This is a genomic window from Lishizhenia sp. (assembly GCF_057456495.1).
Genome location: NZ_JBVCPV010000069.1, coordinates 1 through 13,757 on the forward strand (window position 1 = coordinate 1; position 13,757 = coordinate 13,757).

Annotated in this window: 9 protein-coding genes; 7 read left to right on the top strand and 2 right to left on the bottom strand. The window is 37.7% G+C overall.

Annotated features, from left to right (window positions below):
- On the bottom strand, positions 1-1,271 hold a 1,271-nt coding region (locus AC22ZQ_RS06730), incomplete at its 3' end, for an ABC transporter ATP-binding protein (RefSeq protein WP_318958016.1).
- A gap of 69 nt (positions 1,272-1,340) precedes the next feature.
- Here AC22ZQ_RS06730 and rbfA point away from each other — a divergent pair.
- Both rbfA and AC22ZQ_RS06740 read left to right on the top strand, forming a co-directional pair.
- Entirely contained in the window at positions 1,341-1,676 is a 336-nt protein-coding gene (gene rbfA, locus AC22ZQ_RS06735; protein WP_318958017.1) for a 30S ribosome-binding factor RbfA, read from the top strand.
- A 10-nt stretch (positions 1,677-1,686) separates the two neighbouring features.
- A complete protein-coding gene (locus AC22ZQ_RS06740) occupies positions 1,687-2,916 on the top strand; it encodes an FtsX-like permease family protein (protein WP_318958018.1) in 1,230 nt (409 codons plus the stop codon).
- Positions 2,917-3,160: 244 nt separating this feature from the next.
- On the opposite strand, the gene AC22ZQ_RS06745 is transcribed toward AC22ZQ_RS06740, so the two are convergent.
- A complete protein-coding gene (locus AC22ZQ_RS06745; RefSeq protein ID WP_318958019.1) occupies positions 3,161-4,132 on the bottom strand; it encodes a M23 family metallopeptidase in 972 nt (323 codons plus the stop codon).
- 106 nt (positions 4,133-4,238) lie between these two features.
- Here AC22ZQ_RS06745 and alaS point away from each other — a divergent pair, with 106 nt between their 5' ends.
- The 5 genes from alaS to AC22ZQ_RS06770 form a co-directional block, all read left to right on the top strand.
- The gene (gene alaS / locus AC22ZQ_RS06750) at positions 4,239-6,854 is read left to right on the top strand and encodes an alanine--tRNA ligase (RefSeq protein ID WP_318958020.1); all 2,616 of its coding nucleotides are present in this window, start codon (positions 4,239-4,241) and stop codon (positions 6,852-6,854) included.
- 1 nt (position 6,855) lies between these two features.
- On the top strand, positions 6,856-8,160 hold the full coding sequence (locus AC22ZQ_RS06755; RefSeq protein WP_318958021.1) for a glycosyltransferase: 1,305 nt from the start codon (positions 6,856-6,858) through the stop codon (positions 8,158-8,160).
- Between the two features lie 168 nt (positions 8,161-8,328).
- Entirely contained in the window at positions 8,329-11,667 is a 3,339-nt protein-coding gene (locus tag AC22ZQ_RS06760) for an AAA domain-containing protein (RefSeq protein ID WP_318958022.1), read from the top strand.
- A gap of 283 nt (positions 11,668-11,950) precedes the next feature.
- On the top strand, positions 11,951-13,120 hold the full coding sequence (locus tag AC22ZQ_RS06765) for a sigma-54-dependent transcriptional regulator (RefSeq protein ID WP_318958023.1): 1,170 nt from the start codon (positions 11,951-11,953) through the stop codon (positions 13,118-13,120).
- A gap of 315 nt (positions 13,121-13,435) precedes the next feature.
- A partial coding sequence (locus AC22ZQ_RS06770; RefSeq protein ID WP_318958024.1) for a PLP-dependent transferase occupies positions 13,436-13,757 on the top strand: 322 nt, incomplete at its 3' end.

Sequence of the window (13,757 nt, forward strand, 5' to 3'; positions counted from 1 at the left end):
GGAAGTAAATCGGCCAAAGTAGATTTTCCACTTCCAGACTCTCCTACTAAAGCAACAGTTCTTCCTTTTTCGATATCGAAAGAAACGTTTTTAATCACCTTCTCATCTTTGTAGGCGAAAGAAATATTGTTAAAGCGAATTTTCTCTTTCAACCCTTCCATTTTTTGAGGAGAAGTAGGGTCTAATATTTTTTCATTGGTAAACAAAGTTTCATCTATTCTGTCTTGAGAAGCTTTGGCTTTATTCATGTTTCCAATGTTTTTGGCAACGGCCTGTATAGGAACTAGCAATTGCGAGAACACAATTATGAATCCCATGAATTCTTCTCCAGTAAATCCATCTTGATCGGTTCCGTCCAAAATCATATTTCCACCGAACCAAACAATCCCTATCATTACAGTAGCTCCTAAAAATTCATTTAAAGGAGAACTCAGGTCTTTCTTTCTAAATGTTTTGGTAATGAGTTTCTGGTGGCGTAAGTTGATAGCCGCAAATTTTTCAACGGCTTTACCTGTTGCATTAAATCCTTTTACGATTCTTATTCCTCCTAAATATTCATCTAAGAAAGAAAAGAGAACGCCCATTTGTTCTTGTCCCTGTTTGGCTGTACGTTTTAAACTTTTGGCAATTCTAGAAATTACTAATGCCGATAGCGGTAACAGAATAAAAGAGAACAACGTTAAACTCGGACTCCAATAGATCAATACAGAAACGGTAATAATGATAGATATAGGATCTCTAAATAAAAGCTCCAACATGGCCACAACAGCGATTTCAATTTCATTAACGTCTGCATTCATGCGCGACATTAAATCTCCTTTTTTCTCTTCAGTAAAGTAAGACATAGGCAAACGCATCGATTTATTGAAAAGGGCGTCTCTGTAATCTCTTACTACTGCCATACGCAATTGTGATTGGTTGTAAATAGCGATATAGCGAAATAAGTTTTTAAGAAAAAAGGCGGCCAAAACCGAGCAACATACAAAGAAAAGGGCCTCTTTGGGTCCTCTATCAACCATACTTTGCATAAAAAACTTATAGGCGTCTTTTGCATACTCTATGATGGCAGCAGGGTTGTATGATGATAATACTGGATCGGCAACACGTTCAATTTCCTCGTCTCCTTTGGGGAAGATCAATTGGAGAAAAGGTACAAAAAGCACCAAAGAAACTAAGTTGAAGATGACGTATAATAAGTTGGAAAATATCGTGATTAATGCAAGGGCTTTGTACTTAAAAGTGGCCTTGTATATTTTGAATAACTGCTTCATAATCTCATGCAAAGATAGGTTTTTGTTTTTCTAGGTGAACACTATACAAACAATTCTTAATTTTGCGGTATGGGAACTGTACGTCAAAATAGAATAGAGCAAGTTATACAACAAGAATTATCAGGTGTTTTTCAAAGAAATGCCAGAGAGTATTGTTTAGGTGCAATGGCAAGTGTAACGGTAGTTAGGGTAACTCCAGATTTATCGTTGGCTCGTGTGTACTTAAGTATTTTTGCAGGACCTTCAAAAGAAGAAGTCTTAGAGAGTATAAGAGAGAATAAAGGGAAAATCAAAGCAGAACTAGGGAAGCGTTTGAAGAATATGAAGAAAATGCCAGACCTTATTTTTGATATTGATGATTCGTTAGATTACGCAATGAAGATTGACGAATTGTTAAAGAAATAAACTCCCTTATTTGAACATATCTTTTCACATAGCGCGCCGATATTTTAAATCGAAGAAATCAACAAATATCATCAACCTTATTTCTAAAATAAGTGTGGTGGGGATTATGGTTTCAACGATGGCGCTCATTGTGGTTCTTTCCGCTTTTAATGGTATTGAAAAAATTGTGGTGGGTCTCTATACCGATTTTGACACTGACCTCACGATTAGAAGTGAAAAAGGGAAAACCTTTAACCAATCCTTTTTAGACCTTGATACCCTTCGAAATTTTGAAGGAGTAGATGGACTCTCCCGGGCCCTAGAGGAAATAGTAATTTTAAGAAAAGGAAATAAATGGGTGAAAGCCCGTATGACAGGGGTAGACACAAGTTTTCTCCGTATGTCTAAAATGAGTAGTCACCTCTATGAAGGGGATGCTATATTTGATTTTGAGGGCTTGCCTGTGGCGCTTTTTGGGGTTGGGCTTCTTCAGAAATTAGACACGTATGTTCCGCGTTTTGCAAATGAAAACAGTGTCTTGTTTAATGTTCCGTTAAGGGAAGGTAAGTTTAGACCAGGTAAAAATCCTTTAAGTACTAAGCACATTTATATAGGTGGGAGTATGAACTTCAATAAAGAAGTGAACGACGAACAAGTTGTACTGCCTTTTGAACTTGCAAATGACCTATTAAAATACAAAGGGGATATCTCTGCCGTTTATTTAAGTGTAGATCCTGCCTATGATAATGAGGAGGTGAAACAAGCACTGTATGAGGTTTTACCGAAAGGCTTCGTGGTGAAAACAAATTTTGAAAAAAACGAGCTGATCTTTAAAACTTCGAAGTCGGAACGCATCATCGTTATTTTCATCCTCATCTTCATTTTTATCCTCTCAAGCTTTAACTTGATTGCTTCTATAACCATGCTTTACGTGGAGAAAAGAGATAATATCAAAACACTCTACAGTATGGGGATTGATAAAGAGGCGATGTTTAAGGTGTTCTTTTACGAAGGTTTATTGATCAGTATTAGAGGGATATTTTTAGGGATAATTTTAGGGTATACCATTTGTATTCTACAGATTAATTTTGGCTTCGTTAAAATGCCTAACTCAAACGGTGAGTTTTTCCCTATTGCTTTAAAGTGGATGGATGGACTTATGATTATTGTTTCAGCCATTGTTTTGGGTGTAATCGCCTCGTACTTACCGAGTAGGTATTTGTTTAGAAAACACGATAAAACCTATTTCTTCCAAAAGTAAGGCAGATAATACATCTCCATTTTCCTTAAAAGTTTACAGGTCTAAAACCTTTAGGCCTTTTGTCAATCCCGATTATTTGTATTATCTTACACAGCAAAAGCAACAATAGACAACCGTTAAAAACATTGTCAGTAATTACATTTCATGGTTTAAGCGTTCTGTAGTAGTACAGGACGCTTTTTTTATAAGAAACAAAAAAGGATGCAAAATAGCTGCATCCTTTCTTTTTTGAGTATTTATATGATTAATCAAATGACTGGTAATAGTTCTGACTCAGTTCAATTAACTTCTCGTATTCTTCTGGTGTTAAGTCAGAATGGTAGAAATTAACTGGGTTAACCTTATGACCATCCTTTTCTACTTCGTAGTGCAAGTGAGGTCCAGTACTTTTACCTGTTGATCCCACTAAGCCGATTAAATCTCCACGTTTTACTTTATCACCTTTTTTAACTTCGAACTTGCTCAAGTGAGCATATCTTGTTCTATATCCAAAACCATGATCAATAACAATTTCTTTTCCGTATCCCCATGAGTTGGTTACCACTTCTACAATAACTCCATCTCCTGTAGAATAAACTTCAGCTCCAACATCTGCAGTGAAATCCATTCCCCAGTGCATTTTACGAGTTTTGTAAATAGGGTCGATTCTCCAACCATACCCAGAAGCTGTACGCTTTAAATCATCGTTACTTACGGGTTGAATTGCGGGTAAAGAAGATAGTCTGTTTTCTCTTTCCTTGGCGAGCTGTAAAAGTTCTTTAAAAGAAAGACTCTGCGCATAAAGCTTACTCTTAACACTGTCTATCGTTTTAGCTGTTTCAATTAACAACTTGGAGTTTGACATGTCTTCGTATTCCTTGTACTTATTTGAACCTCCAATTCCCATTCTTCTCAAATCTTCTGGAAATTCTTCGGCGTATAAGGCTACTCTATAAAGCTGTCTTTCTTTCTCTTCTATGTCTTTGAGTACCTTTAAATTCGCTTTAGCTATCGCATTTAATTTATTCAAAGCATAATCCTTCTGCTCGAGTTGGGCTTTCAATTCTTTTTCCTTGGGAGTCTCAACACTCGTCTCAAAAACAAACGCCAAACCCAATCCTATAATTACACTAGGTGCAACTATGATCAATCCTTTGAGAAGTTTTTGTCCAAAACTAATCTGTACTTCCTCGTAAGCGAGGGTTTTAGGATTGTATTTATACTTTGTTTTTCCCATTAAATTTCTTTAAAAAACGATACAAAATTATACAAATAATCTAACTTTGCCCAAGTGTTAACATACCTTAACAGGGGTTTATTTATTGAAAATAAGTTATTTAGCGATGACAATACAAGAAATTAGAAGCCAATTTTTAGCGTTTTTTGAGTCTAAAAACCACAAAATCGTGGAATCGGCACCAATGGTAATTAAAAATGATCCAACATTGATGTTTACCAATGCCGGAATGAATCAGTTTAAAGATTATTTCTTAGGTCATAGCGTACCTGCCGACAGGAGAGTATGTGATACACAAAAGTGTTTACGTGTTTCAGGAAAGCATAACGACTTAGAAGAGGTTGGTGTAGATACTTACCACCACACCATGTTCGAGATGTTAGGAAACTGGTCCTTCGGAGATTACTTCAAAAAAGAAGCAATTGACTGGGCTTGGGAATTACTTACGGAGGTATACAAAATTGATAAGTCGCGTTTATACATAACTGTTTTCGAAGGAGACAAAGAGGATGGTTTAGATGTAGATAACGAAGCTTTTGAACTTTGGAAAGAGCACGTAGCAGAGGACAGAATTATTTTGTCTGACAAAAAAGATAACTTCTGGGAGATGGGAGATGTTGGTCCTTGTGGTCCAGCTTCTGAAATTCACGTTGATATTCGTTCTGATGAAGAAAGAGCGAAGGTTGATGGTAAATCTTTGGTGAATATGGATCACCCTCATGTAATTGAGGTGTGGAACTTAGTGTTCATTCAATACCAAAGGAAAGCAAACGGAAGCCTGGAGAAATTGCCAGAAACGCACATCGACACAGGGATGGGCTTAGAACGTTTGGCAATGGTGCTTCAAGGTAAACAATCGAACTACGATACAGATTTATTCCAAAGTCTTATTCAACACATCGCTAAAGTGGCGAAGGTGGATTACGGTAAAAAGGAAGAAACAGACATAGCCTTACGTGTAATTGCAGATCACGTTCGTGCAATTGCGTTCTCTATTTGTGATGGTCAGTTGCCATCGAACACTGGAGCAGGGTATGTTATTCGTCGTATCTTAAGAAGAGCGGTGAGATATGGTTACTCTGTATTGAACTTAAATGAGTCTTTCATGGCTGATTTGAGCAAGGTGTTGGTACAAGAAATGGGTGAAGCTTTCCCGCAATTGGAGAGTCAGAAAGAACTGGTTGAAAAAGTAATTAGAGAAGAAGAAAATAGCTTCTTTAGAACTTTGGAGCAAGGTATTAAACGTATGGATGCTATCATGGATGCTACAAGAGCCGCAGGTTCTGATGTAGTGAATGGTGATGCAGCCTTTGAATTGTACGATACTTTTGGTTTCCCATTCGATTTAACTTTGTTAATTGCCAAAGAAAACAAGTTAACAGTAGACGAAAAAGGTTTTGAAGCTTGCTTGAATGAGCAAAAAGAGAGATCTAGAGCTGCAACTTCAGTTGAAACAGAAGACTGGATTTCAGTTGCTGGTGGAGACGACGTAGATTTTATCGGTTACGACAATTTAGAGGCAGATGTTAAAATCACAAAATACCGTAAGGTAACCCAAAAGAAAAAATCATTCTACCAATTGGTGTTTAACCAAACTCCGTTCTATGCAGAGGGTGGTGGACAAGTTGGAGATAAAGGATATATAGAAAATGGCGACGGAAAAGTGGCGATTTTCGATACGAAAAAAGAAAACAACCTTATCGTTCATTTAAGCACAGAATTGCCGAAAGATGTAGAAGCAACTTTTAAAGCTGTGGTAAATGAAACAAAAAGAAATTTATCGGCAAGTAATCACTCAGCTACGCACTTATTGCACCATGCATTAAGAGAAGTGTTGGGAGATCACGTAGAGCAAAAAGGATCTTTGGTAAACGATAAGTACTTGCGTTTCGACTTCTCTCATTTCTCTAAGGTAACGGATGAGGAAATAGAGAAAATTGAAGCCATGGTAACGCAACAAATTAGAGCCAATATTGCACTAGATGAAAAGCGTGCTGTAGCTATGGAAGAAGCACAAAACATGGGAGCTATGGCCTTGTTTGGTGAGAAGTATGGAGATAAAGTAAGGGTCATCAAATTTGGAGATTCTGTTGAGCTTTGTGGAGGTACACACGTTGGAAACACAGGAGAAATAGGATTGTTTAAAATTACTTCTGAAGGAGCGGTTGCTGCAGGTGTAAGAAGAATTGAAGCCATCACGAATGCGGAGGCAGAGAACTTTTACAAAGAGAAAGCAAACACAGTAGCCGAAGTAGCTAGTTTATTGAAGAACCCAAAGAATTTGGCCAAATCAGTAGAAGACTTAATAGAGAAGAACAAGCAATTGAGTAAGCAAATAGAAGCCTTCCAAAAAGAGAAAGCAACGATGATGAAATCTGAAATCAAATCTAAAGTAGAGGAGATGGATGGGTTTAACTTTATCGGTACTAAGGCTGGATTAGACGGTGGTTCAATTAAAGATATCTTGTTCCAATTGAAAGGTGAAGTAGAAAACTTATTTGCCGTTATCGGTGGTGAAGCAGACGGAAAATGTACTTTGTCTATCATCATTAACGATGACCTAGCGAAAGCGAAAAATTTGAATGCTGGACAATTGGTAAGAGAAGCTTCTAAATTCATCCAAGGTGGTGGAGGTGGTCAAGCTGCCTTTGCAACAGCAGGAGGTAAAAACCCTGCAGGATTGGATGATGCTATAGCATTGATCAAAGAGAAATTAGCATAAGATGAAGAGAAGACCACGCGTACTGATACTTACCTATTATTGGCCACCCAGTGGGGGAGCCGGAGTACAGCGCTGGTTGAAATTCGTAAAACATTTACCAGATTTAGGGTACGATCCTGTTGTCTACACTGTAGAGGATGGGGAGTACCCTTCTGAAGACTACGGACTTTTTAAAGATGTTCCGGAAGGACTAGAAATCATCAAAACTCCAATTTGGGAGCCCTATGATTTGTACAAAAAGTTCATTGGTCAAAAGAAGGAAGAGAAGGTAAATGCCGGATTCATTTCCGAAAATAAAAAATCAAGTAAACTTCAAGATATTGCTGTTTGGTTAAGGGGAAATCTGTTTATTCCTGATGCCAGAAAGTTTTGGATCAAACCTTCCATTAAATACCTGATGAATTACTTGCGCAGTAGACCTGTAGATATTGTTATCTCGAGTGGTCCACCGCACAGTATGCACTTGATCGCTCAAGAATTAAAGCATAAACTCGAAATTCCTTGGATAGCAGATTTTAGAGATCCTTGGACCAATATAGATTTCTACAAAGACCTTAAACTCAGCAATTGGGCCGATAAAAAGCACAAGCGTTTAGAAAAAGGTGTATTGACGAAATCTGATAAAGTCATTACAGTTGGACCAACCCTGGCTAAAGAACTTGAGGCACTTGGTGCCAAAGATGTAAAAGTCATTACCAATGGTTATGACCAAGATGACTTTGTAACAGACCCTGTAACGGTAGATGAGAAAATCAGCATTGTACACATCGGTTCTATGAACAGGGATAGGAACCCCGAGAACTTGTGGAAATACCTTGGAAAACGCGTACAAACAGATGCTGAGTTTGCGAAAAAACTAGAGGTTAGACTAATCGGTAAAGTAGATATTGCCGTTTTAGAGTCTATAGAGAAAGAAGGTTTAAATACTTACCTCAATAAAATAGATTACCTCGCACACAGCGAAGTCGTAGCAGAGCAAAAGCGAAGTAAAGTTTTACTCTTGGTAGTTAACAATACGCCAAATGCACTGGGTATTTTAACCGGGAAAATGTTCGAATACATGGCTGCAGAACGACCTATTCTAATGATAGGTCCAAAAGCTGGAGATGCGGCAAAGATCATCGATCAAAATTATGGTGAGGTCTTCGGATTTGAAGAAGAGAACTTCGATGCTTTCTTCAATCAAGATTTTGATACACTAAAATATTCTTCAGATCCTAAAGATTACGAACGCAAAGCCCTTACCGGAAAATTAGTAGAGGTGATGGACGAAATTATCGCAGCCCACAAAGAAAGCCTGGGATAGGATTTCGGGTAGTCAAGGAATTTGATGATTTGAGGGATTTGAAAATTAAATGATTTAAGTACCGACTCGTGTCGGTTATTTAAAAATTTAAGGTATTATCCTTTTTCCAGTGATACTGTTTCTCAAATAATTCAAATCTAATAAAGGATAAAGCTTATTTTCGTTGTGATGACAGTGCAAAAAGAAATCCAGAATTGGGCCCAATTGAAAATAACCCAATCAACCAAAGATCCTTTGGTGAATTTCGTATGCGCTAAAAATCCATTGAGTTTTCGTGATGATGAAAGTTATGCGTTTAAAGGTAGCGCACGAAAACTGTATACAGAAGCAGAAGATTACAGAAAGAATAGCGGTATAGAAACGCTTTGCTTGGTGCAGGAGTTAATTACCTGGAATTGGAAAGAAGAAGAAATTAGAACGCCCATTTACCTTACCCATGTAGGTTATAAAAAAGTTGAATTAGGGAAGTGTATTGTTTTTAAACCTTTGCTAGAAAGTACTTTTCTTAATCCTTTTCTTCAAAGTGTTTTTCAATTAAAAGAAGAAGCAAGTCTTGAAGATATAGAAGCTGCTTTTCAACAAGAGCAAGTTGCTTATAAAATTGAAAAGGTCAATACTTTGGCCAATGTGCATCCTTATCGTTTCAATATTCTAAGGGAGTTACAAGAATTAGCAGAACAAGATATTGCGGCCTCATCCCTTACTCAAATGCTGGGGTATGCAAAGAATCCTACAGATAGCTTACCTTTTGGTGATGGTTTGTTAACGTATGCTGATACAGATCAAATTGAAGTTTTTCAAACCTTGTGTCAAGAAGATGTAGTCTTGCAAGGACCTCCGGGTACGGGGAAATCGCAAACCATAAGCAATGTATTGGCAAAAGCCTTATCAGAAGGTTACTCTGCTTTGCTATCTTCTGAAAAATCGGTAGCGTTGGAAGTCATCTACGAGAAATTCAAAAAAGCAGATCTTCATCATTTTTTGTGTTTTTACAAAGGGAAACAATACAAGAAGGAATTTATACAACAGCTCAAGGAGGCATGGTTGTTTTTAGAAAATCATATTCCTTCAAAGGCAACTTTGTTGAACATTAGTGAATTAGAAATTCAGCAATTAGATAACCGATTAGACCGACTAAAAAGTCCAACAGCCATAGGCGGTATTAGTTTATGGGAATTCAAATCGTTATGGGAGGGTAGGGATCTCGACAAAGTTGAGGTTAATGATCAATTACCTGATCTTAAAGATTGGCAAGCGTGTAAAGAGGAGCTCTCATTTTTCTTAAAAGATGAATATTTCAAAACGCATAAGTCATGGGCACAGCTGCCCTCTTTGATTTTTGAAAGCGAAGAGCAGTTATCAGCTTTTACTAAAGAATTAACAGAAATGAATCTTCAGGTTGAAGCGTTGTTTGGAACAGATTTAAGTGTTGCCGAAGTACAAGAACGTATCCGCTACAGTGATTTCATTCACCTCTTCTTTTATGATGAACAGTTGATCCCAAAAGAACTCTTAGAAAAAGAGAGTACACAGCAGAAAGCATTTTATAGAAGTTATACTGCTTACCATAAATTGTTGGATGAAAAAGAGCTCTTGCTAAAGGAAAGAGAGAATTGGAATAAGAACATAAGTCTTAGTGAGATACAAGGCTTTCTTGATTTTTTTGAAAGTGAAAAAGGATTTAGATTTTCGCATTTTAGGGTAAAGAATAAACTAAAACGACTCACCGAGTTACACTATGAAGCAATTCCTGGTGGACTCCAGAACCTAAAACGTTTAGAAGAAGTTGAGGCTAAACTCGTAGAGCTTAAAGCCAAACTAAGAAAGCAGCACTTGCCCGAAGACATCAAGCATTTAAACAGTTATAAAAATACGATAGACAGAAGTAGAAGTGCAGATGTGAATATTGTAAAAGTAATAGCTGCGATGTCTGATGCTGAACGTATTGATTTATATCAAAAAGCAAAAGAATACAATGCGCTAAGGCAGTTTTTTAAGATTTACTTTCAAGAAATTTCAGCAGATGCTAACTGTACAGAACATTGTAATGAAATTTTGAATGCGCTTCCTTTTTGTAAAGCAGTTTTACCAAGAATTCAAAATCTAGATAAGGCAGCACGCTATGCTTATGTCAACTATTCGGATATAGAAGAGATAGAAATGGCGGTAGTCAAAACAGCTTGGTTAAAGTTTAAACACCTCAACCCTGACTTGTCTACTTTTGACGGAGAAGCGTTGAATTATGGTATTGAAAGAATCGCAAAACACATTGCAGAAGAGCAAAATACTTTTTCAGCAGTACTTAAAGACAAGCAAAAAGAAAAGTTCGAAAGCTATAATACCTTGTTAGCAACGCCGGCAGCGAAGTTAGATGAAGCCAAAAAAGCCCTGAAAAAAGAACTGCGAATAGGTAAGAAAATCCTAATCAATGAGTTTGGGAAATCCAGAAGTCACAAGAGTTTATTGGAGCTCATGACCAGCGAAGCCAAACATTGGTTAAGGGCAATTCAACCACTGTTTTTACTCAATACCTTTCAAGTTGCAGATACTTTGCCTTTGGAGCAAAATCTGTTAGACCTATTGATTTTGGATGAGGCTTCACAAATACCTATGACTCATGCGCTGGGAAGTGTTCACAGGGCCAAAAGATGTCTGATAACAGGAGATTCTCAGCAGATGTCGCCAAGTTTGTACTTTGAAAGGGATACAGAGGAAGGGGATATTCTCCACCAAGCAAGTTTTCAGTTGAAGAATTTGCATTTGCAACATCATTATAGATCTAAGCATAATGCATTGATAGATTTTTCTAACCGTAATTTTTACCAGAGCAGTTTACAAGTTTTTCCAGGTCCTGCAACGCAAGCACCTGTTTTGGAGGTGAAGGATGTACCCGGTGTTATGTTGGAGAAAGGAAACAAAGTAGAAGCTCAAGCTGTGGCTGACTATATTGGAGAACTCCTAGCGGCAGGACAAAAAGATTTGGGTATTGTATGTTTTAATGATAAACAAGTGAAATTGTTGAGCAAGACCCTTTCTCCTGAGCAAATGATGTACTTGGAAGATGACCAGAACAATTGCTTTATCAAAACCTTGGAAAAAGTACAGGGAGATGAATGCAGGCACCTGATTATATCAACAACCTATGCACCGAACAAAGAGGGTGAGTTTGCCATGCGTTTTGGTCCTCTAAATAAGGTGGGTGGAGAAAAACGTTTGAATGTATTGATGACACGCGCACAAGAACGCATTACTTGTTTTAGATCCTTTAAGGCGCAAGACATGAAGTTGAGTGCAAATACAGGTGTTGAAACTTTGCGCAAATTGATGAGCTATCTTGAAGCACATAAGGACAAAGACGAATTGATGCTCCCGCAACATTTGGAACAAGTTTCGGAAAGTGAACTTTGTGTGGATGTGAAAAAGTCGAGTGAATTAAGCGCTCGAGAATTCTTAACTCAGCACATGGTTTTAAGTAACAGAGGTTGGAGCTTAAGTTATAGATGCTAGGTGTTATCATTTAAAAAATTGAAAGACTACCTCCACTGAAAAAATCGTTTAGCATGCCTCCTTCTGGATAAGCTAAATACATTATGTATAATGCCTCCTAGGTTTCCGAGCGGAGTCGAGGAGTCGTAATTAAAACAGAGTGGAACTATTGCCAAATAGCATGAAGTTTACCGAATCTAAAAAACCTTTAGCAAATATTTAACAGTCCAAACCTCATAGCCTTCTCGCGCCCTAAGGACTTTTTATTATTTTAGGTGTCCCAAGATTCTACAAAAGAAAAAACATGAGTAAAATACTGATCATAGACGACGAAAAAAGCATAAGACGAGCGCTACGCGAAATTCTAGAATTTGAAGATTTTGAGGTGGATGAAGCCGAAAATGGAAAAGAAGGAGTGAAGTTGGCGACGCAACAATACTATGACATCATTTTCTGCGATATCAAGATGCCCTTGATGGATGGAATGGAAGTATTGGAAGCTTTTAGAAAGGAGAAAGTATTGAGTCCTGTGATTATGATTTCTGGACATGGAAACATAGAGACAGCTGTAGAAGCAATTAAAAATGGTGCCTTCGATTTCATTGAAAAGCCCTTGGATTTGAACCGTATTTTGGTAACCATTAGAAATGCGAAAGACAAGAGCTCTTTGGTAGAAGAAAAGGAAGTGTTAAAGAAAACGGTGCGTAAATTCAAAGGTTCATCTATCATTGGTGAGACGCCTGAGATTTTAACGATCAAAGAAATGATAGAGAAGGTGGGACCTTCAGATGCGCGTGTTTTGATTACAGGTGAAAATGGAACGGGAAAAGAATTGGTAGCGCGTTCTTTACACGACAACAGTTCTAGAAAAGAGGAGACTTTCATAGAAGTGAACTGTGCAGCCATTCCTTCTGAATTGATAGAGAGTGAATTGTTCGGACATGAGAAAGGATCCTTTACTTCGGCAGTAAAGCAGAAGAAAGGGAAGTTTGAGTTGGCTTCAAAAGGTACCTTGTTTTTAGATGAAATTGGAGACATGAGTGCTTCGGCTCAGGCCAAAGTTTTGCGTGCTTTGCAAGAAAATACTATACAACGCGTGGGGGGTGAGAAAAACATCAAAGTGAATTGTAGAGTCTTGGCGGCAACCAATAAAGATTTGAGAAAAGAAATTGAAGCTGGTAATTTTAGAGAAGATTTATACCATAGGTTGAGTGTAATATTAATGCACGTTCCTTCTTTAAATGAGCGCAAAGATGATATTCCATTGTTGGCAGAGCACTTTATGACTATGGTGTGTGCAGAACATGGTATTCCAAGAAAGAAGTTTTCTGATGCAGCGCTCAAAGCCTTGCAAGAGGTGAACTGGACCGGGAACATTAGAGAGTTGAGAAACATCACCGAAAGGTTGATTATTTTATGCGGAGACGAAATCTCTGCAGAGGATATTACCACTTTTGCCAATCCTAAGAAATAAAAGAAGTAAAAGTCTATATATTAAAGTCCTGTACACTGCGTATCGGACTTTTTTCTTTTGTGGACTGTCATTGCTGTCACTGTTTGTGGGTAAATTTGAAATTGGAGATTCAAAAGTCTACCCGACATGCTAATCTGGTGTATAGTCAAGTTTCAAAATTCAAAACCTTGGTAATTCCATAAATCCTTCAATTGTTGAGTTCTATTACGACTAAATTGTCATCCTTTGATTGATAATCTCTAGGCATTGACTTACATTTGTAGCCATACATTTAGCAATCAAACCCTACTTAGGGAGTCAATTGGAAAAAGGGATATGAAATTCGGAACAAAGGCTATTCATGCAGGACTGGAACCAGATGAGGCAACCGGTGCAATTATGACACCGATTTATCAGACCAGTACCTATGTTCAAGAAGCGGTAGGGAAGCATAAAGGCTATGCCTATTCACGATCTCAAAATCCTACCAGACATGCTTTAGAGCAGAATATCGCAGCTTTAGAAAATGCAAGATTTGGAGCTTGTTTTGGTTCTGGAGTTGCAGCAATTGATTGTTTAATCAAAATGCTTCAACCTGGAGATGAGGTAATATCAACCAACGATTTATATGGCGGTTCTTACCGTTTGTTTACAACCA

What these genes read in the sequence shown, in the direction of transcription:
- AC22ZQ_RS06765 (WP_318958023.1), top strand. Translation starts at nt 11,951, where the DNA reads ATGAGTAAAATACTGATCATAGACGACGAAAAAAGCATAAGACGAGCG.
- AC22ZQ_RS06760 (WP_318958022.1), top strand. Translation starts at nt 8,329, where the DNA reads ATGACAGTGCAAAAAGAAATCCAGAATTGGGCCCAATTGAAAATAACC.
- AC22ZQ_RS06755 (WP_318958021.1), top strand. Translation starts at nt 6,856, where the DNA reads ATGAAGAGAAGACCACGCGTACTGATACTTACCTATTATTGGCCACCC.
- alaS (WP_318958020.1), top strand. Translation starts at nt 4,239, where the DNA reads ATGACAATACAAGAAATTAGAAGCCAATTTTTAGCGTTTTTTGAGTCT.
- rbfA (WP_318958017.1), top strand. Translation starts at nt 1,341, where the DNA reads ATGGGAACTGTACGTCAAAATAGAATAGAGCAAGTTATACAACAAGAA.
- AC22ZQ_RS06745 (WP_318958019.1), bottom strand. Translation starts at nt 4,132, where the DNA reads ATGGGAAAAACAAAGTATAAATACAATCCTAAAACCCTCGCTTACGAG.